At 64.7% G+C, this 24,062-nt stretch carries 19 protein-coding genes and 1 pseudogene; 13 read left to right on the forward strand and 7 right to left on the reverse strand.

Annotated features, from left to right (window positions below; translation table 11 throughout):
• Window positions 1–81: 81 nt before the first annotated feature.
• Window positions 82–1,203, reverse strand: a complete 1,122-nt coding sequence (locus SO139_RS27375) for an alpha/beta hydrolase family protein (protein WP_498540971.1) — start codon at window positions 1,201–1,203, stop codon at window positions 82–84.
• Window positions 1,204–1,306: 103 nt separating this feature from the next.
• A complete protein-coding gene (locus SO139_RS27380; RefSeq protein WP_498540972.1) occupies window positions 1,307–1,678 on the reverse strand; it encodes a c-type cytochrome in 372 nt (123 codons plus the stop codon).
• A 305-nt stretch (window positions 1,679–1,983) separates the two neighbouring features.
• Here SO139_RS27380 and pgm point away from each other — a divergent pair, with 305 nt between their 5' ends.
• The 4 genes from pgm to SO139_RS27400 all read left to right on the forward strand — a co-directional run bounded on the left by pgm (window position 1,984) and on the right by SO139_RS27400 (window position 6,748).
• Window positions 1,984–3,630 carry a phosphoglucomutase (alpha-D-glucose-1,6-bisphosphate-dependent) gene (gene pgm / locus SO139_RS27385; protein WP_449380542.1) on the forward strand — a complete coding sequence of 549 codons (1,647 nt, stop codon included), beginning with the start codon at window positions 1,984–1,986 and terminating at the stop codon, window positions 3,628–3,630.
• 322 nt (window positions 3,631–3,952) lie between these two features.
• Window positions 3,953–5,002: an aromatic ring-hydroxylating dioxygenase subunit alpha gene (locus SO139_RS27390; protein ID WP_498540973.1), complete on the forward strand. Its 1,050-nt coding sequence runs from the start codon at window positions 3,953–3,955 to the stop codon at window positions 5,000–5,002.
• A gap of 3 nt (window positions 5,003–5,005) precedes the next feature.
• Entirely contained in the window at window positions 5,006–5,758 is a 753-nt protein-coding gene (locus SO139_RS27395; protein ID WP_449380540.1) for a GntR family transcriptional regulator, read from the forward strand.
• Between the two features lie 9 nt (window positions 5,759–5,767).
• Window positions 5,768–6,748, forward strand: coding sequence for a PDR/VanB family oxidoreductase (locus tag SO139_RS27400; RefSeq protein ID WP_449380539.1), 981 nt, complete (start codon window positions 5,768–5,770; stop codon window positions 6,746–6,748).
• Between the two features lies 1 nt (window position 6,749).
• Here the strand turns inward: SO139_RS27400 and SO139_RS27405 are convergent, their stop codons facing one another.
• Window positions 6,750–7,832: a winged helix-turn-helix domain-containing protein gene (locus SO139_RS27405; RefSeq protein ID WP_449380538.1), complete on the reverse strand. Its 1,083-nt coding sequence runs from the start codon at window positions 7,830–7,832 to the stop codon at window positions 6,750–6,752.
• Between the two features lie 174 nt (window positions 7,833–8,006).
• Window positions 8,007–9,968, reverse strand: coding sequence for a putative bifunctional diguanylate cyclase/phosphodiesterase (locus tag SO139_RS27410; protein WP_474799356.1), 1,962 nt, complete (start codon window positions 9,966–9,968; stop codon window positions 8,007–8,009).
• Window positions 9,969–10,396: 428 nt separating this feature from the next.
• Between SO139_RS27410 and SO139_RS27415 the strand changes: the two are divergent.
• Window positions 10,397–12,026: pseudogene (locus tag SO139_RS27415) on the forward strand (GMC family oxidoreductase).
• Between the two features lie 27 nt (window positions 12,027–12,053).
• Window positions 12,054–13,034 carry a hydroxymethylbilane synthase gene (gene hemC / locus SO139_RS27420; RefSeq protein ID WP_449380536.1) on the forward strand — a complete coding sequence of 327 codons (981 nt, stop codon included), beginning with the start codon at window positions 12,054–12,056 and terminating at the stop codon, window positions 13,032–13,034.
• 114 nt (window positions 13,035–13,148) lie between these two features.
• Here the strand turns inward: hemC and hemE are convergent, their stop codons facing one another.
• Entirely contained in the window at window positions 13,149–14,183 is a 1,035-nt protein-coding gene (hemE, locus tag SO139_RS27425; RefSeq protein WP_449380566.1) for a uroporphyrinogen decarboxylase, read from the reverse strand.
• A 114-nt stretch (window positions 14,184–14,297) separates the two neighbouring features.
• On the opposite strand from hemE, the gene SO139_RS27430 reads away from it, so the two are divergent.
• Window positions 14,298–14,519 (forward strand): hypothetical protein, encoded by a 222-nt coding sequence (locus tag SO139_RS27430; RefSeq protein ID WP_498540974.1) that lies wholly within the window; start codon window positions 14,298–14,300, stop codon window positions 14,517–14,519.
• A gap of 174 nt (window positions 14,520–14,693) precedes the next feature.
• Entirely contained in the window at window positions 14,694–16,595 is a 1,902-nt protein-coding gene (locus tag SO139_RS27435; protein ID WP_449380534.1) for a diguanylate cyclase, read from the forward strand.
• Between the two features lie 73 nt (window positions 16,596–16,668).
• On the opposite strand, the gene SO139_RS27440 is transcribed toward SO139_RS27435, so the two are convergent.
• Both SO139_RS27440 and trhO read right to left on the reverse strand, forming a co-directional pair.
• Complete coding sequence (locus SO139_RS27440) at window positions 16,669–16,884, reverse strand: SlyX family protein (protein ID WP_449380533.1); 216 nt, start codon at window positions 16,882–16,884, stop codon at window positions 16,669–16,671.
• A complete protein-coding gene (trhO, locus tag SO139_RS27445) occupies window positions 16,877–17,644 on the reverse strand; it encodes an oxygen-dependent tRNA uridine(34) hydroxylase TrhO (RefSeq protein WP_449380532.1) in 768 nt (255 codons plus the stop codon). The genes SO139_RS27440 and trhO overlap by 8 nt, the downstream gene beginning before the upstream one ends.
• Window positions 17,645–17,831: 187 nt before the next feature.
• Here trhO and ggt point away from each other — a divergent pair, with 187 nt between their 5' ends.
• The 5 genes from ggt (at window position 17,832) to SO139_RS27470 (ending at window position 24,000) form a co-directional block, all read left to right on the forward strand.
• The gene (ggt, locus tag SO139_RS27450; protein ID WP_449380531.1) at window positions 17,832–19,418 is read left to right on the forward strand and encodes a gamma-glutamyltransferase; all 1,587 of its coding nucleotides are present in this window, start codon (window positions 17,832–17,834) and stop codon (window positions 19,416–19,418) included.
• Between the two features lie 134 nt (window positions 19,419–19,552).
• Window positions 19,553–20,158, forward strand: a complete 606-nt coding sequence (locus SO139_RS27455; RefSeq protein WP_449380530.1) for a (2Fe-2S)-binding protein — start codon at window positions 19,553–19,555, stop codon at window positions 20,156–20,158.
• 4 nt (window positions 20,159–20,162) lie between these two features.
• Window positions 20,163–21,179, forward strand: coding sequence for an FAD binding domain-containing protein (locus SO139_RS27460; RefSeq protein ID WP_449380529.1), 1,017 nt, complete (start codon window positions 20,163–20,165; stop codon window positions 21,177–21,179).
• Window positions 21,180–21,181: 2 nt separating this feature from the next.
• Window positions 21,182–23,473: a xanthine dehydrogenase family protein molybdopterin-binding subunit gene (locus SO139_RS27465; protein WP_449380528.1), complete on the forward strand. Its 2,292-nt coding sequence runs from the start codon at window positions 21,182–21,184 to the stop codon at window positions 23,471–23,473.
• Window positions 23,474–23,535: 62 nt separating this feature from the next.
• The gene (locus SO139_RS27470; protein WP_449380527.1) at window positions 23,536–24,000 is read left to right on the forward strand and encodes an FKBP-type peptidyl-prolyl cis-trans isomerase; all 465 of its coding nucleotides are present in this window, start codon (window positions 23,536–23,538) and stop codon (window positions 23,998–24,000) included.
• Window positions 24,001–24,062: the final 62 nt, after the last annotated feature.

The following is a 24,062-nucleotide window of genomic DNA, read 5'->3' on the forward strand; positions in this document are numbered from 1 at the left end:
CTGCGACGATGTCCGTGCTGTACTGCTCTCATCCAAAGACGTACCGTGCGGATGATTTTATGACACAGTAAGATTAGAGCGTCAACGCGCGGATGCCGCCCGGCCGCCCGCGAGCCGGTCGTCGACGGCATAAAGGCTGCAATCGGCTGCCCATTTGCCGCAGGCCGCGAGCGCATCGCGCTGCGCGTCGTCGGTCGTGGCGCGGCCGGAACGCCAGCCGAAGGCGCCTCTGGGTGCGACCGCGAACGCCTTGTGTGGATTGATGCTGGCGAGATAGCGCGCAAACTCGTCCTTGCCCGAGCCCGAGAGCTGTCCGGGCGCCGGCAGCGGATCCGGCGGACTCAACGTCTCGCTGCTGCCCAGCCCGCGCTCGCGCAAGAAGGCATCGACCAGCGGTGTCCAAAGTGGGCGCGTCACGGTGGAATAGAGATAGTGGCCGTCATCGCCATAGGCGGGCGCATCGATGAACTTCGCGTTGCCGCCAGCGCTGCGGAACGCATCGTAGAAGCGATGCGCCAGCACTGGCGCGAAGAACAGATCGTTTGCGGCATAGACCCACAGCATTGGCAGGCGCGAGGTCTTGCCGAAGGTCGCGAAGGCCTGCACGAGGTCATCCGCATTGCAGACGAAATTGTCGCTGGAGGAGCCGCGGCCGCCGGCAAAGCTGACCGCGGCGACGAGCCCTGGTGGGGCCTGCGCAGTCAGCGCCACGGTGGCAAGCCCACCCGCGGAATGACCGACGGCGATCATGCCGGTCGTCGTGACGTCGCTCCGCCGCGCCATCGCATCGATCGCAGCGCGCAGGTCCGCAACCGCAATGGCGGTGGCCGGCAGATAGGCGGCACGAGCGCAGGGGCCCAGGCTGTCGACCCGGTCGCCCGGCGAGGTGCCATAGCCGCGCCGCAGCACGATCAGCGCGGCAAATCCGCGCCGGGCAAACTCCAGCGCGATGGCGTAATATTTGTGCGCCGACATGGTCGCGCGGTCGTCGAAGTCTCGCGGTGTGCCATGGCTCAGCAGCGCGAGCGGATAGCGCTTGGGCGCTGCGGGCCGCACCAGGAAGGCCTCGAGCCCCTGCGGCCCGGCCGCCGCCATCGGGATGCGGAGATCCTCGGCGTAGAACTCGGCAGCATTCGCGTGAGCGGCTAGGCCCGCGATGACGAGCAGGCAGAGCACGGGCAAAAGCCGGCGCGCGAAGTCCATAGGCGGGATGATTCTCCGTGACCGCGCGTGACCATAGCAGAGCCGCACGATCCGGCGAACGGACGTTCACCGGTTTTGCCAGCGGCCGGCCAGCTTCAATCGCTTACTTCAGCGTCTGAAGGTAGGCGATGACGTTGCTGCGCTCTGTGGGGTCCGGCAGCCCCTTGAAGAACATCTTGACGCCATGGACGTCGCCTCTGGGATCGGCGAGATAGGTGTCCAGGGCGCCCGGTGTCCAGACCTCCTTGTTGGCCTTCATCGCCTCCGAATAGGCGAAGTCGGGGACGGCGGCTGGCTTGCGGCCGACGACATTCCAGAGGCTCGGGCCAACCTTGTTCACCCCGATCACACTCGCGTGGCAGTTTGCACAGGTTCGCTCGAAAACGGTCTTGCCGGCGGCCGGATCGCCCTCCGCGGCGAGAGCTGACGAGGCGAGGCTTGCCAGCATCAGCGCAAAAATCTGACGTCCAATCATCTCGAGTCTGCTCCCCTTGGGACCTGCCGGTGAAAGTGCTGCAACTCCCGGCACTTCAGTGATCAAACGGGAAGCAACCTGCCGGTGCGGCGCGGCAACGTCTTTGTCCTGCATCAACCGACATCCGGCACCAAAGTATGAGATCGCCCATGGACGATTGCCGATGGATCGTCCCGTGGTGGATGGGCGTTGTCGGCTGATCGTAGGCTGGCGCGTGGCTTTTGCCGGTCCGGTAATCGGCTTGGCGACGGCCGGACCGATGGTATGGTGTTCGAGGCAGTCGTTTGAAGGTGCGAGGAGTTGCAGTGGCAAAAGTCGATCCCGCGGCGGGTAAGCCGGTTGCGCCGAGCGCGCTTGCCAATGTTCCAAGGCTTGTCACGGCCTATTTCGCCAACAAGCCGGATCCGGCCGATCCGGCTCAACGGGTGGCATTCGGAACGTCAGGCCATCGTGGCACCTCGCTGAAGAATTCGTTCAACGAGGGCCATATTCTCGCCACGACGCAGGCGATCTGCGACTACCGGCGCGAGAAGGGGCTGACCGGTCCCTTGTTCATCGGCATCGACACCCACGCGCTCGCCGAGCCCGCGCTCGTCAGTGCGATCGAGGTGTTCGCCGCCAACGGCGTCGACGTCATGGTTGACCAGGCCGGCGGCTATACGCCGACGCCGGTGATCTCGCATGCGATCCTGTCCCATAATAGGGGCCGGACGAGTGGCCTCGCCGACGGCGTCGTCATCACGCCGTCGCATAATCCCCCTGAGGACGGCGGCTACAAATACAATCCGCCGCATGGCGGTCCCGCCGACACCGACGTCACTGGCGTCGTCGAGAAGCGCGCCAACGCCTTGCTCGCCGATGGGCTGAAGGGCGTCGCGCGGATGGATTACGCGAAGGCGCGCAAGTCGTCCTCTGTCCACGCTTTCGATTTCGTCACGCCTTACGTTGCCGATCTCGGCAATGTCGTCGATCTCGCGCTGGTCAAATCGGCCGGCGTCAACATCGGCATTGATCCGCTCGGCGGCGCTGCCGTGCATTACTGGCAACCGATCATCGAGCGCTACGGCCTGAAGGCGACGGTGGTGAACGAGGCGATCGATCCGACCTTCCGGTTCATGACGGTGGATTGGGACGGCAAGATCCGCATGGACTGCTCTTCGCCCTACGCCATGGCGAGCCTGATCCACATGAAAGATCGCTTTGACGTCGCCTTTGCCAACGACACCGATGCGGATCGCCATGGCATCGTGACGCCGACCGGCGGACTGATGAATCCCAACCATTATCTTGCGACCGCGATCGCCTACCTCTTCGCGCACCGGCCGCACTGGGGCAGGGATGCCGCGATTGGCAAGACCGTGGTCTCGAGCTCGGTGATCGATCGCGTCGCCAAGAAGCTCGGCCGCAAGCTGGTCGAGACCCCGGTCGGCTTCAAATGGTTCGTCGATGGCCTCGTCACCGGCTCGTTCGGATTCGGCGGCGAGGAGAGTGCAGGGGCCTCGTTCCTCAAGCGCGACGGCACGGTGTGGACCACCGACAAGGACGGCATCATCCTCGGCCTGCTTGCGGCCGAAATCCTGGCGAAGACCGGCCGCGACCCGAGCCAGCTCTTTGCCGATCTCACCGCCGAGCTCGGCGTGCCCCATTATGAGCGCATCGACGTCGCCGCCACCTCGGCCCAGAAGGGCGTGCTGAAGTCGGTGACGCCCGAGCAGCTCGGCCTGAAAGACCTCGCCGGCGACCCCGTCCGGGCCACGCTGAGTAAGGCGCCCGGCAACGGCCAGCCCTTCGGCGGCATCAAGGTCGAGACCGACTACGGCTGGTTCGCCGCGCGGCCCTCCGGCACCGAGGATGTATACAAGATCTACGCCGAGAGCTTCCGCAGCGCCGATCACCTCCACCGCATCCAGCAGGAAGCCCAGGCCGGCCTGAAGAAAGTCTTCGGGGCGTAATTCTTCTGAGAGGGCGAGCCTCTCGACCTCCATGGCGACGGCCTGCTCCCTCTCCGCTTGCGGGAGAGGGCTGGGGTGAGGGTGTCTCCGCATCAGGATTGTCTGAGGTTTGCGGAGAAAATCCGGGGGTGGAGAGAGCCCTCACCCGGCGCTTCGCGCCGACCTCTCCCGCAAGCGGGAGAGGTTAACACACCGCCCCGGCGACCAGACCTCGCAACCCTGTATACAAAAATTGGTTTGAAGGTATCAAATAACCTCCAATGTCATGGATCCATCTGTTATTGTATACATAACGTATTCATAAGCCCGTGGGAGAGAGACCGTGACAAAACCATTCCCGATGAATGCCTGGTACGCAGCCGCCTGGGACGCCGAGGTGAAGCAGGCGCTATTGCCGCGGACGATCTGCGGCAAGCACGTCGTGATGTATCGGAAGGCCGACGGCGCCGTGACGGCGCTGGAAGATGCCTGCTGGCACCGCCTGGTGCCGCTCTCGAAGGGGCGGCTGGAAGGCGACACCGTCGTCTGCGGCTATCACGGCCTCAAATACAACGCACAAGGCCGCTGCACCTTCATGCCCTCGCAGGAGACCATCAATCCGTCGGCCTGCGTCCGTGCCTATCCCGCCGTCGAGCGCCATCGCTTCATCTGGCTGTGGATGGGCGATCCCGCGTTGGCTGACCCTGCGCTGGTGCCGGACTTGCACTGGAACGACGATCCGGCATGGGCCGGCGACGGCAAGACCATCTACGCGAATTGCGACTACCGCCTCGTAGTCGACAACCTCATGGACCTCACGCACGAGACCTTCGTGCACGGCTCCTCGATCGGCAATGACGCGGTGGCCGAAGCGCCGTTCGATGTCACCCATGGCGAGAAGACGGTCACGGTGACGCGCTGGATGCGGAACATCGAGTCGCCGCCGTTCTGGGCCAAGCAGCTCGGCAAGTCCGGCCCGGTCGACCGCTGGCAGATCATCCGCTTCGAGGCGCCGTGCACGGTCGCCATCGACGTCGGCGTGGCGCCGGCCGGGACTGGCGCGCCGGAGGGCGATCGCTCGCAGGGCGTCAACGGCTTCGTGCTCAACACCATCACGCCCGAGACCGAGAAGACCTGCCACTACTTCTGGGCCTTCGCGCGCAACTATCGTCTGGGTGATCAGCGGATCACGACCGAAATCCGCGATGGCGTCTCCGGAATCTTCCGCGAGGATGAGCTGATCCTCGAAGCGCAGCAGCGCGCAATGGACGAGAACCCCGATCGCGTCTTCTACAACCTCAACATCGACGCCGGCGCGATGTGGTCGCGGCGGCTGATCGACAAGATGGTCGCGAAGGAAAACGGCCCGCAACATCTTCAGGCCGCGGAGTAGGTCATGGCCGAGCGCGAGGTCGATCGCTCCGTCTCGCAGACTGTGAAGGCCCAGCTCGCGCTGCGCGACCAGATCCTGTCGGGCAGTTTGCGTCCCGGCGAGCGCATCTCCGAGCTCCAGGCGGTCGAGACCACCGGCGCCTCGCGCACGCCGGTGCGCATGGCGCTGGTCCGGCTGGAGGAGGAAGGGTTGCTGGAGGCGATCCCTTCCGGCGGCTTCATGGTGAAGGCCTTTTCCGAGCGCGACATCCTCGATTCCATCGAGCTGCGGGGCACGCTGGAAGGGCTCGCCGCGCGCTTTGCCGCCGAGCGCGGTGTTTCGGCGCGCGAGCTCGAGCCGCTCAGGGAGTGCCACGCCGCGATCGACCGGTTGCTGAGCCAGGTGCCGATATCGGTCGATGCGTTCTCGTCCTATGTCACTCTGAACGCACGCTTCCACGCGCTTCTCACCGAGCTGTCGCGCAGTCCGCCCTTGATCCGGCAGATCGACCGCGCCTCGGCGCTGCCGTTCGCTTCGCCCAGCGGCTTCGTGATGGCGCAATCGGCGCTGCCTGAGGCGCAGCAGATTTTGATCATCGGGCAGGAGCATCATCGCGTCGCGATCGACGCCATCGAGAACCGGGAAGGGGCCCGCGCCGAAGCCATCATGCGCGAGCATGCGCGACTCGCCGTGCGAAACCTGCGGCTTGCCCTGCGCAACCGGACGCATCTGGACCTGCTGCCAGCGCTCGCGCTGATCAAGTCCGCAACCGAATAGGGGAGTGCCATGCGATTCATCGAAACCTGGACTCCGGCGACGCTGGTCGAGACGCGCGATCTTGCGCCCAGCATCCGCGAGTTCTTGATCAGGCCGGATCAATTCGACGGCGCCGCCTATCCGGTCGGCAGCCACATCAACGTCGCCGTGACCATCAACGGCCAGCCGGAGACGCGGTCCTATTCGCTGGTCGGCGAGGCCGATCCCCGTGGCTTCAGAATCGCTGTGCGCCGTGCCGAGGATTCCCGTGGCGGCTCGCGCTACATGTGGTCGCTCCAGCCGGGCGCGCGGCTCGATATCACCCGGCCATCATCGCTGCTGTCGGTCGACTGGAGCCGCAAGCATTATTGCCTGGTCGCCGGCGGCATCGGCATCACGCCGATCGTCGGGGCGGCGCAGGCGCTGGTCCGGCGCGATGCAAACGTGACGCTGCATTATGCGGTGCGCTCGCGTCACGACGCCGCCTATCTCGACCACCTCGCCGCGCTGCTCGGCGACCGTTTGGTCGTCCAGGCCAGCGACGAGGGAGCGCGGCTCGATCTCGACGCGCTGTTCGCCTCGCTGCCGCCGGATGCGCTGGCCCTGTTCTGCGGCCCGATGCGCATGCTGGACGCCGCGCGCCACGCCTGGCTGGGTGCAGGGCGCCCGCTCTCCGATCTGCGTTACGAGACCTTCGGCTCCAGCGGCACGTTGCCAACGGAGGCCTTCCGCGTTCGCCTGAAAGGCTCGGATGTCGAGCTCGAAATCCCGCGCGAACGCTCCATTCTGGACGTGCTCAACGCCGCTGGCCACGAGGTGATGTACGACTGCAAGCGCGGCGAATGCGGTCTCTGCGCCATCGACATCGTAGACGTCGATGGCGAGATCGACCATCGCGACGTCTTCTTCAGCGACCATCAGAAGCAGGAGAACCAGAAGATCTGCGCCTGCGTCTCGCGGGCACGGGGCACCATCACGGTGGACACGCTGCAACGGGCGGATGCGATCTAGATCAGCTTACGTAAGCTTGAAAGTTCGCGCCGATATTCAACGAGCGGCTGCACTGTTCGATGGCTTCTTCATATTGACGGAGGTGCAGGTGCGCAATGCAGAGAAGCCGTGCCGTGATGTTGTCCTGCAAGACGGCCAGGTTCGTTCGGTCGCCGTCGAACCGATCTGACCAGATGTCGCGGGCGGTCTGAAGGTCGGTTAGCGTGACGTTGATCCGCACCTGGTCCCCGTTGCGTCTCACCGCGCCGTGTACGGCCCAGCGGATGCCGAGATCCGTCCCGAGCTGCTTCAGATCGATTGACTTGCTCTTGTAGGTAAAGGCAGTCTCGCGTCCAATAACGAAAGTGGCGGGCGTTCGCGCGAGATCGGTCGTCAAATCTGTCGTGATGGCGTCGGCAAGGTGGTCCTGCTCTGGATCGTTGTTGAGGTTGGCGAAGGGCAACACGACGAGCGAGAGACGAGGCGCGATCTCGGGCCTGACTGTCGGTTGTCCTTGGATTGTTTGAGCTTCCCGAACTACGTCGGTACGGATCGTCTTCCAGACATTCCAATAGCCGATAAGGCCGCCGGCAATTGCGCCGATGGTGGCAACCGACGCCAGCGCCCCGCCGACGAGCTTCAAACGACCTCTGAGGTGACCCAGCCAATGATGGGATCGCCGTTGGCCAACTCCTTTTTCAGAGGGATCTGGGACCGAAACCGTTGCGCTCCCGGCCGCACCGGCGAGCTTTACCGGTTCTGCGAGGGAGACCATTGCTGTTCCCGGGCACCGATCCTCATCGCGTACGGCGGCTATGAAACGAAAACCCTTTCGTGGAAATGTTTTGATAAGACGTTGTTGCTCGCCGGAGTCGCCGATCGCGCGTCGGACGGCGTTCAGCCGGGTCGTCAGCGCCGAGTCGGATACGATCCGACCGTTCCAGATCGCGTTTATGAGATCGTCCTTGCTGACGACGCGATCCCTGCTGCGGATCAAATACTCGAGCAGATCGAGAACCTGTGGCGTCGTAGGCACGACATCGGGCCCGCGCCGCAACTCGCGCCGGTCGGTATCTAACGCATAGTCCTCAAAGAAATAGCGCATGGCACCATTCCCCAGGCTTGCCCTCTATCTCCCGAGAGCGCGGCAGCGATTGTCCGGCGAGAGTAGGCTCTCGGAAAGATAAATGTAAGCCGAATATCAAATCCACAAATGTGATCTCTTTCACACATGCGGTTGTCTGACTACGGCGTGTGAGATTGAAAACGAGAGGTTGGCCTACGCCGCGTAGGTCGCTCGCTGTTTCTTCGGGTCGAGCAGCGCAAAGACCTGCTCGGCCGAGGCGGGGCGGCTGATGAGATAGCCCTGGACTTCGTCGCAATTGGTCTGGCGCAGATATTCGAGCTGATCGGCAGTCTCGACGCCTTCGGCGACCACGCCGATGTTCAAGTCACGCGCGAGTGCGATCACCGACTTCACGATCGCGGCGCAGTCCGGCTGCGCCAGCATGTCGCTGATGAAGGACTGATCGATCTTGATGCGGCTGAACGGCAGCTTGCGCAAATAGGTCAGCGACGAGAATCCGGTGCCGAAATCGTCGAGCGCCACCGTGACGCCGAGTTGCAGCAGCGCGTTCAAGGTCGATGCGGCCGAGCCGTATTTCGACAGCAGCATCGATTCGGTGATCTCGATCTCCAGTCGGCTAGGCGTGACGTTGGCATCGGCCAGCGCCTGGACGATGGTCTGGAGAATGCCCGTGTTGTGGAATTGCGCAGCGGAGAAATTCACCGCGACCCTGATATCGTCGGGCCACTGTGCCAGCGTTGCGCAGGCGCGCCGGATGACCCACTCGCCGATCTCGTGAATGAGGCCGGTTTCCTCGGCGATCGGAATGAACTCGCTCGGCGGCACCAGTCCGCGCACCGGATGCTTCCAGCGCAGAAGAGCCTCGAAGCCGGTGATCCGGTTCTCCCTGAGATTGAGGAACGGCTGAAAGACCAGGAACAGCTCGTCCCGTGCGACGGCGAGCTCCAGATCCGATTGCAGCGCCTTGCGGTCGCGCGCCGACTTGTCGTCGGCGGCCTCGAAGAATGAGATCGTGCCGGGGCCGGCCTTCTTGGCGCGGTAGAGCGCGGCGTCGGCATGCTTGAGCAGGTCAAGCTGCATATCGCCGTCCCGCGGCGCCAGCACGATGCCGACGCTGGTGCCGCCGATGATCTCGCGGCCCTCGATCAGGAACGGTTCGGCGAAGGCAGCGACGAATCGCTCCGCGATTTCCAAGGCGTCCTCGGCCCGGGTGAGATTGGTCATGACCAGCGCGAACTCGTCGCCGCCGATGCGCGCGACATGCTCGGCCGCCCGCGTGCAGCGTTGCAGGCGGCTGGCGACCTGGACCAGGAATTCGTCGCCGGCCGGATGGCCGAGCTTGTCGTTCACCTCCTTGAAGCGGTCGAGGTCGAGCAGCAGCACGGCGAACTCCTCCCCGGACAGGGCCAGTCGCTTCAAGGCGGCATCGAGTGTCTCGTTGAACGCGACACGGTTTGGCAGGAGCGTCAGTGGATCCTGGCGAACCGACCGTTCCGCTTCGAGCTGCCGCATCACGCGTCGCATGAAGGTAAAGGAATTGACGAACACGCCACGCAGCAGCACGGATCCGTAGACCACGACCAGGACCGCCATCAGCAGATAGGCGGGATCGCCGCCGCTGCCGAGACAGATGCCGATGCCGAGGAAGAGAGGAGTCGTGAACGCGATGGCCGCAATCGGAATGGTGGCGAAGGCGAGCGCGCCGCCGGCCAGCATTCCGGCGCACAGACAAGTGATGACGAGCTGTCCGCCGGTGGAGGCGTTGGCGAAGAACGCCATCGGCACGATGCCCCAGGCGGAGCCGAGGATGAACGCGTTGCGCACCAGGCGGTGCATGGCGCGACGGGATACGAATTGCGGCTTCGTGATCCGGCGCGCGCTGTGGGATTGCACGCCAAACAGGATCGCAGCGCCCGCGACCGTAACCGCCCAGGCTACGGCGGATTTCCAGTCCGGCGAATGCCAGAGCGCGATGGCAAGCACGGCCGCATTGCAGGCATTGGCCAGCATGATGCCGACGGAATAGCCGAGCACGAGAGCCATCTGCTCCGCGCGGATGTGGCCGGCGACGGCGTCGTCGGTTGCCGGTCCGCCGAACGCGGCGAGATCGCCGGCGAACAGCTTGGTCAGATAGGACGTCAGTTGGGACCGCATTCCAGAGCCCGCAGCATTGGCCGTTCATATTCGGCTCTGGCCCGAGAATTCGCTGCAAACCTTTGACGAACTATGAATTATCGCCCGCGTCGGTAGCGCTGCGGCACGATGTGCATACGGAACCGCCGATATCGGTAACAAATCGATATAAATGCCCGCGTCCTTCGGTTCCCGCGTGCGATATCACCGCGCCAATTGCGCGATGAAGGCGGGCCTGATCATACGGCAGCCGATCGAGCCGCTGGCGCCATTGCCGCTGGGCGCGGTGACGGAGGCCGCGGTGGCCTGCGCCGGGCGCGCCGACCTCGCCAAGGCGGGTGCGGAATATGCCCGGGCGTCGCTGATCGAGGCGCTGCGTCCGCGGCAACGAGTATGCTATGGACCTTCGATCCGAAACGCAGACAACAACAATAAGAATTCGAAAAAGCATGACCGCCCAGCAGCAATCCGCCCATTCAAACGATCCCGAATTCGACTACGTCATCGTCGGCGCCGGCTCGGCCGGCTGCGTGCTCGCCAACCGATTGTCGGCGAACGGCAAGCATTCGGTGCTGCTGCTCGAAGCCGGCCCGAAGGATTCCAACATCTGGATCCACGTGCCGCTCGGCTACGGCCGGCTGTTCAAGGAGAAGAGCGTCAACTGGATGTACCAGACCGAGCCGGAGCCCGAGCTCAATGGCCGTCAGGTGTTCCAGCCGCGCGGCAAGACGCTGGGCGGCTCGAGCTCGATCAACGGGTTGTTGTACGTCCGCGGTCAGCACGAGGATTACGACCGCTGGCGTCAACTCGGCAATGCCGGCTGGGGCTATGACGACGTGCTGCCCTATTTCAAGAAGGCCGAGAACCAGGTGCGTGGCGCCGATCGGTTTCACGGCACCGGAGGTCCGTTGCCGGTCTCCGATCTGATCCTCTCAGATCCCCTGTCGAAAGCTTTCATCAAGGCAGGGGTCGAGACAGGCCTGCCCTACAATCCAGATTTCAACGGCGCCTCGCAGGAAGGTGTCGGCCTGTTCCAGACCACCACGCGAAAAAGGCCGCCGCGCGTCCACGGCTGTCGCCTATCTCGGTCCCGCGAAGAAACGTGGCAACCTCAAGATCGAAACCTCGGCACTGGGCCAGCGCATCCTGTTCGAGGGTCGGCGCGCCGTCGGAGTCGAATATCGCCAAGCTTCAGTCTTGCACCGCGCGCGGGCGCGCAAGGAAGTGCTGGTCTCGAGCGGCGCCTACAACTCGCCGCAACTGTTGCAGCTCTCCGGCGTCGGCCCGGCCGACCTGCTGCGCAAGCATGGCATCGACGTCGTGCTCGACGCGCCGGGCGTCGGCCACGATCTCCAGGATCACATGCAGGTCCGCATCGTGATGCGCTGCTCGCAGCCGATCACGCTCAACGATGCGATCAACCATCCGATCCGGCGTACGCTGACGGGCGTTCGCTACGCACTGTTCCGCCAGGGCTGGCTGACGATCGCGGCGGGCACGGCGGCCGCCTTCTTCAAGACCAGTCCACGGCTCGCGACGCCCGACATCCAGGTGCACTTCCTGCCGTTCTCGACCGACAAGATGGGCGAGAAGCTGCACGATTTTTCCGGCTTCACTGCCTCGGTGTGCCAGCTCCGCCCGGAAAGCCGCGGCAGCTTGCGGATCAAGAGTGCTGATCCGACCGTGCCGCCGGAAATCCGCATCAATTACATGTCGACCGAGACCGACCGCACCACGAATGTCGAGGGCCTGAAGATCCTGCGCAAGATATTGCACGCGCCGGCGCTAAAGCCCTTTGTGGTGGAGGAGGTCGATCCCGGGCCCAAGGTCGCGACCGATGCGGAGCTGCTGGAGTTCTGCCGCCAGCGCGGCAGCACCATCTATCATCCGACCTCGACCTGCCGTATGGGCAATGATGCGCTCGCCGTGGTCGATCAGCGGCTCAAGGTGAGGGGCATCGAGGGCTTGCGCGTGGTCGACGGATCGATCATGCCTGATCTCGTGTCGGGCAACACCAACGCGCCGATCATCATGATCGCCGAAAAGGCCTCCGACATGATATTGGAGGATGCGCGGTAATTCGCGCTTCTAGAGGGAGCACTGGGCTTGGCTATTCGATTGCGGATCGGCACGCGCAAGAGCGCGATGGCGCTGGCACAGACGGAAGAGATCGCGCGCCGCCTGACCGCCGCCGTGCCCGAGATCGACGTCGAGATCGTCAAGTTCGACACCACGGGCGATCTCGACCAGACCAGCAAGCTGTTGCCCCATGGCGGCAAGGGCGGCGCCTTCGTCGCACAGATCCGCGCGGCGGTGCTGTCAGGCGAGTTGCAGGCGGCGATGCATTCGCTCAAGGACATGCCGGGCAACGAGGACACCCCTGGCCTCGTGATCGGCGCCACGCTGTCGCGCGATCCGCCCAGCGATGCGCTGGTGCTGCGCGACGGTGTTTCGCTCGATGCGTTCAGGCAGTCGCGCGGCAAGGGTTTCAAGATCGGCACCAATGCGGTGCGGCGCGCGGCCTATGCGCGGCGGCTGTTCCCGCAGGCCGAGGTGATCCACTTCCGCGGCGCCGCCGACACCCGCGTGCGCAAGCTCGCTAACCGTGAGTTGCAGCGGCTGCCCGATGGCGGCGCAGTCGGTCCTGCCGATGCGCTGATCATGGCGCGCTCGGGGCTTGACCGCGTCGGCCTTGCGAGCCGGATTGCCTACGAATTCTCGGCAACGGAGATGTTGCCTGCGGCGGGGCAGGGCATCGTCGCCGTGGAATGTGCCGCGCAGGACTGGCAGACGCGCCGTATCCTCGCGTCGATCGACGATCCCGCCGCGCATGCCTGCGCTGATGCCGAACGCGAGGTGCTGTGGGTGCTTAACGGCCACTGCAATTCGCCGGTGGCGGGGTTCTCGACGATCGATGGCGACCAGATGTCGCTGACCGCATCGGTGCTCGATCTCTCCGGCAACACCATCATCGAAGCTTCGCGCGCAGGCCCCGCGAACCGCCCGCGCGAGCTTGGCCGCGCGGTCGGGCTCGATCTCTTGGCCAAGGGCGCGGCTGAGATCATCGAGCGCAGCAGGCCGCGGTAAGCCTCCGCGCTCCTGATTTGCCCGACGCGTCAAATGCCTTGGGCGCAGCCGGGGACGCCCGGCGGGGTGCCGTTCTACTTTGCATGGGGTTGTTTTCGAGTTTTTTGTGACGCGTCAGCCGCGCACGCGCTTCAGCATCTGCTCGACATGGGCGATCGGCGTCTCCGGCTGGATGCCGTGGCCGAGATTGAAGATCAGCCGCCCCTTGGCGAAATTCGCCAGCACCTCGTCGATGGCGCGGTTCAGGGCATCGCCGCCGGTGATCAGCACCAGCGGATCGAGATTGCCCTGGACGGCGACACGTGACTGCACGCGCTCGCGGATGAAGGTCGGCTCCGCCGTCCAGTCGATGCTGACCGCATTGACGCCGGTCGCCTCCACATAACCGGGCAGCAGCGCACCGGCGCCGCGGGGAAAGCCGATGATCTTCGCATCCGGCACCTTGGCCCGAACGCCATCGACGATGCGCCGCGTCGGCTCGACCGACCAGCGCGCGAACTCTGCCGGCGGCAAGACGCCCGCCCAGGTGTCGAAAATCTGCAGCACATCTGCGCCGGCGGCGAGCTGCCCAAGCAGATAGTCGACGGAGTTGTCGACCAGCCTGTCGATGATTTTTCCGAACGCCTCCGGATGCCGGTAAGCCATCATCCGCGCCGGCGCCTGGTCCGGCGTGCCCTGGCCCGCAACCATGTAGGTCGCGACCGTCCAGGGCGCGCCGCAGAAGCCGATCAGCGCGGTCTTCGGATCGAGGGCGCGCCGCACGATCCGCAGCGCCTCGAACACCGGCTCGAGCTTGCCGAAATCGGCGCGCGGCGACAGCGTGCGGACCTTGTCGGGATCATCCAGCGGTTCCAGCCGCGGCCCCTCGCCGACCTCGAAGCGCACGGAACGGCCGAGCGCATAGGGGATCACCAGAATGTCGGAGAAGATGATCGCCGCATCGAAGCCGAAGCGGCGGATCGGCTGCATCGTCACCTCGGCGGCGAGTTCCGGCGTAAAGCAGAGATCGAGGAAGCCACCAGCCTTGGCGCGTACTTCGCGATATTCGGGCAGATAGCGACCGGCCTGCCGCATCATCCAGGCCGGCGGAATGGTCTGCCGCTGGCCTGAGAGCACGTCGATAAAAGGCTTTGCGGAGGAGCGTGGCACGAATGATCCCCGGGACATGTTGCGGTTCCTGATACACCGCCGCTCCCGCCGGGCCAAGCGGAACAGCGGAACTACGCGGCAGGCGGCGACGTTGACCGGCCAATGGAGGAGATCATGGCTGAGAAATTCAACCCTGCGCCCCACGACAAGCACGCCGACGATCTGCGCGAGGCGCTCGCCGCCGATCGCGAGACCCATGCCAGGCTCGATGCCGGCTTGGTCGACACCTTCCCGGCCTCTGATCCCGTGAGCGCCGCCCAGCCGACGCCATCGAAGGCCGATGCGGAGGCGGACAGTCCCTCGCTATGGGACAAGGTTAAGGCGATCTTCAGCTGAGGCCCCGCGAGGGCAGATTCCCCTTCGACGCGCTAACCTGCCGTTAGCGATCAGACGATCGCGAGCACCGTAGGACTACGTAAATCGGCGCAGTTTGAGGCGAATTGCGCCGTGCTTTTCAGGTTTCGATAACAGAAGCAGCGGATTTTCCGGGCATCGGAGAATCCTGTTCGCATGAACGTCATGAGCTATAGAGCCGGCTTGAGCCGCCTGCCGTTGCGGGCGGCGGCATTCGTCGTGCTCACCTGCACGGCCATCCTCGGCATCAGCGGCTGGCGTGAATGGAGCTCGCGCGAGGCCTTGCTGCGCGGCACCGAGACGGAAATGGCGAACCTCGCGCGATCGCTGACCCAGCACGCCGAGGACAGCCTCGACCTGCTCGATTCCGGCGTCGTTGGCGTCGTCAGCCGATTGGAGATGGACGGGACCGATGCAGCCACGATCGCGAAACTGCGCAACCTCCTCGAAATCCGCAAGAAGGCGATCGAGCGCATTCACAGCCTCGCTATCATCGACGACAAGGGCAATTGGCTGACGTCCGCCGGCGCCGTCACTTCCACGCTCAGCGACGACGAGTTCTTCAGGCATCACCAGTTCTCGCCGAAGCGGGAGCCCTATGTCGGCCGGCCGATCAAGAGCCTGGTCGACGGTGAGTGGGTGATCACCCTGTCGCGCCGCTTCAACAAGCTCGACGGCAGCTTTGGCGGCGTCGTGCTCGCGACCATCAGTGCGAACTATTTGTCGCATTTCTACCAGCAGTTCCTGATCGGTCGAAACAGCTCCATCACGCTGGTGCATGGCGATGGTATCATCATCGCGCGCGATCCCAGCAATGACAAGTTCGTCGGACGCAGCGTGGCCGATGGGGTGCTGTTTCGCGAATCGAAGCTGCAGCCGAGCGGAGCCTATCAGTTCAAGTCGATGCTGGACGGCGTGGATCGCGTCAGCTTCTATAAGCGCAGCGGGCGCTTTCCGCTTCTCCTGATCGCGACCGTCGATCGCCAGGAATTGCTGGCGCCCTGGCGGGCGGCGGCCATCTCGCGGATGCTGTACGTGCTCGCGCTGGTGATGCTGATTGCGATCATCGGTGCGGTGCTTGTCCGGCAGTTGCAGCGCGGCCAGCGCATGGCGGCGGCGCTTGCGGCCAGTGAATCCAACTTCCGCCTGATCGCAGAGGGATCGAGCGATATGGTGACGCGGATCGGCATCGACGATCGCATCCGATACGCCTCGCCGTCATCCCGGCGCGTGGTCGGCTGGCGACCGAACCAGCTGGTTGGGCATTCGGCACTTGCCGGAATCAACCCGGCCGATCTGCCGGCCGCTCAGGCGATCATTGATCGGCTCAAGCAGGGCGAGATCGACGAGGCTCGCACAGTTTATCGCACCCGTCACAGCGAGAAGGGCGATATCTGGATCGAATCGACCCTGCGCGCCACGCGCAGAGCCGACGGCAGCATTGACGGTGCGGTAGCTATCTCCCGCGACGTCACGGAGCAGAAGGAGTTGGAAGAGCGCTTGGAGGCACTCGCGATCGAGGACAGCCTCACCGGGCTCGCCAACCGCCGCTGCTTCGACGAGCGGCTGAAGGAAGAATGGGCGAGGGCCTATCGCGATCGCTCGAGCCTTGGCCTGTTGATGATCGATGTCGATCACTTCAAGGCCTACAACGATCAGTACGGCCATCCCGCGGGCGATGCGTGCCTGCGCACCGTCGCGAAAATCATCGCAGCGGAGACCCAGCGCGTCAGCGACCTCGCTGCGCGCTACGGCGGCGAAGAATTTGCCGTGCTGCTGCCGAACATCGATGCGGCCGGCTGCGCCAGGCTCGGCGAGCGGATCCGCCAGGCGATCCGTGCCGCGGGGCTCGTACATGGCTCCAATGAATCCGCTGGCTGCGTCACTGCCTCGATCGGCGGCGCCGCCTGCCGCCCGTGGCTGGAGCGAACCGGTGGGCCGGGAACGCTCGTCGAGGCCGCCGATCGCGCGCTCTATGGCGCCAAGCAGGACGGGCGCGACCGGCTGGTGATGTCGGTCGAGGTCTTCAACCTGCTGCCGATGGCTTCAGGGCAGTAGAGCATGATCCGGAAAAGTGTGAAGCGGTTTTCCGAACAGATCATGCTCAAACAAAAGACCTAAAGCAGGCGCGTCAGTAGTGCGGCGGGCGTTCGTTGGCGGGGCCGGGCGCGTTGGCTTCGGCCTCCAGGAGACGCTCGTTCAGCGCTGCCATCTGCCGTGTCAGCGCATCGATCTGTTTCCACTGCGCCGTGATGGTCTGGTTGAGCTGCTCGATAGTGTCGTCCTGATAGGCGAGCCGTGCTTCGAGCGTGTCGATGCGGTCGCTGAGCGTCTTGATTTCATTCATCGGCGGAGGCGTCCTTCTGCCGCTCGCGCAAGCCATGGCCGAGCGCGACGCGCTCGTCGAATACGAAGCATTCGCCGCGCCAGCGGCTTTGCTGCTCCGGCACATTCTCGAGATATCGGAGAATACCGCCCTTGAGGTGATAGACCTCGGCGAAGCCGCGCGCGAGCAGATGCGCGCTCGCCTTCTCGCAGCGGATGCCACCGGTGCAGAACATCGCGATCCTGCGATGCTTTGCCGGATCGAGCTGCTGCGCGGCAAAGTCCCTGAACTCGCCAAAACTCCTGATGCCGGGATCGACGGCGCCTTCGAACGTGCCCATCGCCACCTCGAAGGCGTTGCGGGTGTCGAGCACCAGCGTATCCGGCTCGGCGATCAGCGCATTCCATTCTGCGGCATCGACGTAGGTGCCGACCTGCCGCGTCGGGTCGGCGGCGGCGTCGCCGAGCGTGACGATCTCCTTCTTCAGCCGCACCTTGAGCCGGCCGAACGGCATCGCCTCGCTGGTCGAGAATTTCAGTTCAAGATTGTCGAGCCGTCCGCCGAACATGTCGCCGTGGGCGAGTTCATGCGCGAAGGCATCGATCGCCTCCGCGGAGCCGGCGACCGTGCCGTTGATGCCTTCCCGCGCCAGCAGCACGCTGCCCTTGATGCCGAGGCCGGCGCAGAACGCGCCCAGCGGCTCACGCAGCTCGCGGTAATCTGCGAGCCGCGCGAACTGGTAGAAGGCGGCGACCTTGTACGCGGTGTTCTCAGAAGTCATGGCGGTTCGTTTAGCAGGCGGCAGCCGCCCGGAAAACCCGCAGAAATGCGCCCCATTCGCGCAGCGGATGGCAGCCATTTCCGTGGTATGCCAGCATTGCCCCGCAGGGTCCGGATGTGCCATGTAAACCCGGATTTTCGAGAGGGCGCGACCTACGCGTGCCCGCGGCAAGAGAGCAGAACAGCCAATGAGAAGCTTCCATTTCCCCGGCAGGTCCACGGTCCACGCCCAGAACGCGATGGTGGCGACCTCGCACCCGCTGGCCGCGCTCGCGGCCGTCGAGGTGCTGCGCGAGGGTGGCACTGCCGCGGACGCGGCGGTCGCGGGCAGCCTGCTGCTCGGGGTGATCGAGCCGCAATCGACCGGCATCGGCGGCGACTGCTTCGCGCTGATCCAGCCACGCGGCGAGGGCAAGATTACGGCCTATAACGGCTCGGGCCGGGCGCCGAAGGCCGCCAATGTCGAGTGGTATCTGGAGCGCAAGATCAACTCCGTGCCGTTGACCTCGGCGCACGCGGTCTCGATCCCCGGCGCGGTCGATGCCTTTGCGGCCGTGCTGCGCGACCACGGCAAGTTCGGTTTCGACCGTCTGGCGCAGCCGGCGATCAAGGCGGCGGAGGAGGGCTATGTCGTCGCCCCCCGTATCGCCTTCGACTGGAAGAACCAGTTCGAGAAGCTGAAGAACGGCACCAACACCGAGCGCTATCTGCTGCCGCACGGCAAGCCGGCGGTTGCCGGCGACGTCATCCGCCAGCCCGAGCTTGGCAAGACGCTGCGCGCGATCGCCAAGGATGGCCGCGACGCCTTCTACAGGGGCGCGATCGCACAGGACATGGTCGAGACGCTGCGCGGAATTGGCGGCCTGCACACGCTCGACGATTTCGCAGATCATACGACCGAGGTGACGACACCGATCGGCACGACGTACAAGGACTACGACGTCTGGCAGTGCCCGCCCAACGGGCCCGGCATCACCATGCTGGTCATGCTGAACATCCTCTCCCGGTTCGACCTCAAGAAGTTCGCGCCGCTCAGCGTCGAGCGCTTCCATCTCGAGGCGGAAGCCGCGCGCATCGCCTACATGATCCGCGAGATGCATGTCGCCGATCCCGCCCACATGAAGATCGATGTCGCAAAAATCCTCGCCAAGGAATTCGCCGACGAGTACATCGCAAAAATCCGCATGGACGGGTTGCTCGACCTGCCCAATGTCGCGCCGCCGATGAATCCTTCGACCATCTACATCACGGTGGTCGACAAGGATCGCAACGTCTGTTCCTTCATCAACTCGATCGCGCATTCCTTCGGTTCGGCGATCGTGTCGAACAAGACCGGCGTGTTGCTGCAAAATCGCGCCGGCGGCTTCCGTATCCAGCCGGGTCACCCCAATTGCATCGCCGGCGGCAAGCGTCCGCTGCACACGATCATTCCGGCGCTGCTCACCAAGGCGGGCCGCGCGGTCATGCCGTTCGGTGTGATGGGCGGGCAGTATCAGCCGGTCGGCCAGACGCATGTGCTGACCAACATCCTCGATTATGGCTGCGACGTGCAGGAGGCGATCGATATGCCGCGCGGACTGCATTACGAGGGTGTCTATCAGCTGGAGGATAGCGTGCCGGCCGCGGTCGTCGACGGCCTGAAGAAGCTCGGCCACAAGACCACGAGCGTGGTCGGCCCCCTCGGCGGCGGCCAGGCGATCTGGATCGACTGGGACAAGGGCACGCTGACCGGCGGCTCCGATCCGCGCAAGGACGGCTGCGCGCTCGGCTATTGAGCTCGATGCGCGAGGCGGGGTTCCTCGCGCGATCAGGAAAAGTTGACGGAGGAACGGAGCTCATCGCCCCCGGTTAACGGGCGATGAGCGGCGCAGGCGTGCGCTGCTTTCTTTAGAAGGCGGCGGAGGCCGACATGTCCGACAATTCAGGTTCCGGTTTCGATCGTCGCGCCTTCATGGCGGGCACGGCCGCAAGCACGCTCGTTCCGCTGACCGCACGTGCAGCCACGCAAGGATCGAGCGCTGCGGCTGCGCAGGACCCGACGCTGCCGGTCGATGTGACATTGCGCGTCAATGGCGAGGACAAGCATCTTCGCATCGATGCGCGCACCACCGTGCTCGACGCGCTGCGTGAGCATCTCGGTCTCACCGGCAGCAAGAAGGGTTGCGATCACGGCCAGTGCGGCGCGTGCACAGTGCTGATCGGCGACCGGCGCGTGGTGTCATGCCTGACACTGGCGCTCGCGGCGCAAGGCCAGGACATCACCACCATCGAAGGGCTCGCAAGCGGCAACCGGCTGCATCCGATGCAGCAGGCGTTTATCGACAACGACGCCTTCCAGTGCGGCTACTGCACGCCCGGGCAGATCATGTCCGCGGTCGCCTGTGTGAAGGAAGGGCACGCCGGCAGTGACGAGGACATCCGCGAATATATGAGTGGCAACATCTGCCGCTGCGCCGCCTATCCCAACATCGTCGCGGCCGTGAAGCAGGCTGCGCCCGACATCATGAAAGGCTAGGCGCATGCGATCGTTCTCCTATCAGAGAGCCACCGATGCCGGCGCCGCCGTTTCGGCTCTCGCCTCGTCGGCGCAAGACAACAACCCGCTGCCGCAGGCGTCCGCACAGCCGCTCGCCGGCGGCACGACGCTGATCGACCTGATGAAGCTCGACGTGATGCGGCCTGTCACGGTCGTCGACATCAATCCGCTGGCGCGGAGCTGGTCGGCGGTTGATCTCGGTGGCGGCAATCTGCGGCTCGGCGCGCTCGCAAAGATGTCCGATATTGCCGCGAACCCTGAAATTCAGCGCAACTATCCCGTCATCGCCAATTCGCTGAAGCTGGCCGCAAGCCCGCAGCTGCGCAACATGGCCACCCTCGGCGGCAATGTCATGCAGCGCACCCGCTGCAGCTATTTCCGCGACATTTCCTATGAGAATTGCAACAAGCGCAATCCGGGCTCCGGCTGTGCGGCGATGGATGGCTTCAACCGAATGCATGCCGTGCTTGGCACCTCCGATCAATGCATCGCGACCTATCCCGGTGATTTCGCACAAGCTCTGATCGCGCTCGACGCGATGGTCGAGATCACTGGAAAATCCGGGACGCGTAGCCTGCCGTTTGCGCAATTGCACAAGCCGCCCGGCAATTCGCCGGAGATCGAGACGACGTTGCAGGCGGGCGAGCTGATCTCGGCTTTCGCGATTCCCGGGCGCTGGCCGCGCTCGGTCTACTTAAAGGCGCGCGACCGGCAGTCCTACGAGTTCGCGCTGTCGTCGGCCGCGATTGCGCTCGACGTGCAGGACGGCGTGATCCGTAACGCCCGGATCGCGCTCGGCGGCGTTGCCACCGTGCCGTGGCGCGCGCGCGAGGCGGAGGCGCTGGTGAAGGGCCAGCGGTTCGACGATGGCCTCGCTCAGCGTGCCGCGGAGGCGGCCTTCGCCGACGCCAGGAGCCGGCGCTACAACACGTTCAAGATCGCGCTCGGCAGGCGCGTGGTGGCTCGCGCGCTCCAGCAGGCCGTAACGATGGAGATCTGACCATGACCACTGCTGCTCCCGAGCCGAAGGCCAATATGGGCCAGCCGGTGCCGCGTTACGATGCCGCCGCGAAAGTGACGGGGAAGGCGGCCTATGCGTCTGACATGCCGCTCGCCAATCCTGCCTATGCCTTCCTGGTGACCAGCGCGATCGCCAAGGGCCGCATCGACAGTTTTGAGCTCGATGATGCGAAGCGGGTGCGCGGAGTGATCGACATCTTCACGCACGAGAATGGGCCGAAGCTGAAGGAGTCAAAGCTGTTCTCCAACGGCGGTTATGCCGGGACCACGATCCAACCGATGAAATCGGCCGATATCGCCCATGACGGCCAAATCGTCGCGGTGGTCGTTGCCGAGAGCTACGAAGCGGCACGCGAAGCCGCCAATCGCGTCAAGGTCAACACCACCGCGCTGATGCCGGCGGCGACGTTCGATTCGCAGGGCACGACGTCGGCCGCCGCGAAGGGCCAGAACGCGATGTTCAAGGAGGACCCGAAGGTCGGCGACTTCGCGAAGGCGTTCGACGAGGCCGAGGTCAAGCTCACCGCGTCCTATGAGACGCCGACACAGCACCACAATCCGATGGAGCTGTTCACGACGAGCTGCGTCTGGATGGGCGACAATCTGCTCGTCTATGAACCGAGCCAATATGTCTATGGCCTGAAGAACGGCGTCGCCGAACAGCTCGGCATCGACGCCGACAACGTCCGGGTGGTCAATCCTTACGTCGGCGGCGGCTTCGGCTCGCGCGGCTCGATGACGCCGCGGACCGCGATCATCGCCAGCATCGCGCGCCGTCTGAACCGTCCGGTCAAACTGGTGCCACCGCGCGACCAGGGCTTTACCATTGCGACTTACCGCGCCGAGACGCGGCATCAGATCCAGCTCGGCGCGAGCAGGGACGGCAAGCTCGTCGCGCTCCGCCATGAGGGAGCCGAGATCTCCTCGCGCCCCGATTCCTATTGCGTCGGCGGCACCAAGACCACGACGCGGCTCTACGCCTGCCCGAATGTCGACAGCCTCGTGTCCATCGTGCGCGCCGACCGCAACACGCCCGGTTTCATGCGCTCGCCGCCGGAGGTGCCTTATATGTTCGCGCTGGAGAGCGCGATGGACGAGCTCGCCGTCAAGCTCGACATGGACCCGATCGAGCTGCGTCGCGTCAACGACACCGCGACCGAGCCGATCGGGGGCAAGCCCTACACGTCGCGATCGCTGATGGCCTGTTTCGACGAGGGTGCAAAGGCGTTCGCCTGGTCGCAGCGTTCAGCCCAGCCGAAATCGATGGCGGATGGCGACTGGCTGATCGGCTATGGCTGCGCGGCCACGTGCTATCCGACCCAGATGGGACCGTCGGCGGCGCGGGTGCGCCTGCAACGTGACGGCCGCACCCGCGTCGAGCTGGCCGGCCATGAGATCGGCACCGGCGCCTACACGGTGATCGCACAGGCTGCGGCCGAACGCCTCGGTGTGCCCCTGGAGAAGGTCGCGGTCTATATCGGCGACAGCGACCTGCCGCCGGCCCCGGTTGCGGGCGGCTCGAATTCGACGGCCAGCACGTGCTCTGCCGTGATGATGGTGTGCGACAAGGTGCGCCAGCGCTTGTTCCGCGCGCTGATGCCGAACGAAGGCCTCACTGACAGGGCCAAGGAGACCGTGGGCATGGGGCAGACGCCGGCGACCCAGGCTGCGCGGAGCGACCAGCCGCTCGACCGGGAAAAGGCGTTCGACGCACTCGGCATCAGCGTGGTCGAGGAGTATGGCGAGTGGAAGCCGGAGGGCGCGCCGCCGGATGCCTTCGAGGCCATGCACAGCGGCCACGTGCGGCTGGTCGGCGGACCCAGCTTGAAGGACGGGATCGCCTACGCTTTCGGTGCCGAATTTGTCGAGGTCAGGATCAATCGCTTCACGCATGAGATCCGCACGCCGCGCCTGGTCGGTGCCTTTGCCGCTGGCCGCATCATGAATCCACGTACGGCGCGCAGCCAGCTGATGGGCGGGATGATCTGGGGCATGTCCTCGGCGCTGCTGGAGGCCACCGAGATCGACGAGCGCACCGCGCGCTACGTCAACGACAACTTCGCCGACTATCTCGTGCCGGTGAACGCGGATGTGCCCGATGTCGAGGTGATCATGCTCTCCGAGCAGGATGACCGCATCAATCCCGCAGGTGTGAAGGGACTTGGCGAACTCGCCAATGTCGGCACCAATGCCGCGATCTGCAATGCGGTCTATCACGCTACCGGCCAGCGCGTCCGCAAGCTGCCGGTGCGGCTGGAGAACATCGAGGCCTGATAAGGCTGGTCACGCCTGTCGCGTTGCGCTAGACACCTCCCGCTCCAAACGGAAGGTGTCTTATGCAGCGTGTCCAGCGTGCACTCCTCACCCTCATGTCGGCGCTCGCGATTACCGTAATCGGCGCAGTGTCGACATTCGTTTCCACCCCGGCATCGGCCCAGACCGCAGGAAAAACCATGACCACAGCTTCAGGCCTCGAGATCATCGACAGCGTCGTCGGCACCGGCGCCTCGCCAAAGCCCGGCCAGATCTGCGTGATGCACTACACCGGCTGGCTCTATGAGAACGGCAAGAAGGGCAAGAAATTCGATAGCTCCGTCGACCGCAACGAGCCGTTCGAGTTTCCGATCGGCAAGGGCCGCGTGATCGCCGGCTGGGACGAAGGCGTCGCCACAATGAAGATCGGCGGCAAGCGTACGCTGATCATCCCGCCGCAACTTGGCTACGGCGCACGCGGCGCCGGCGGCGTGATCCCGCCGAATGCGACCTTGATGTTCGACGTGGAATTGCTCGGGGTGAAGTGACGCCGGGTACCAAGCGCAAACAAAAAGACCGGCCGCAAGGCCGGTCTTTTCGTATTCAGTCG

It is taken from the genome of Bradyrhizobium sp. UFLA05-89 (assembly GCF_059803475.1).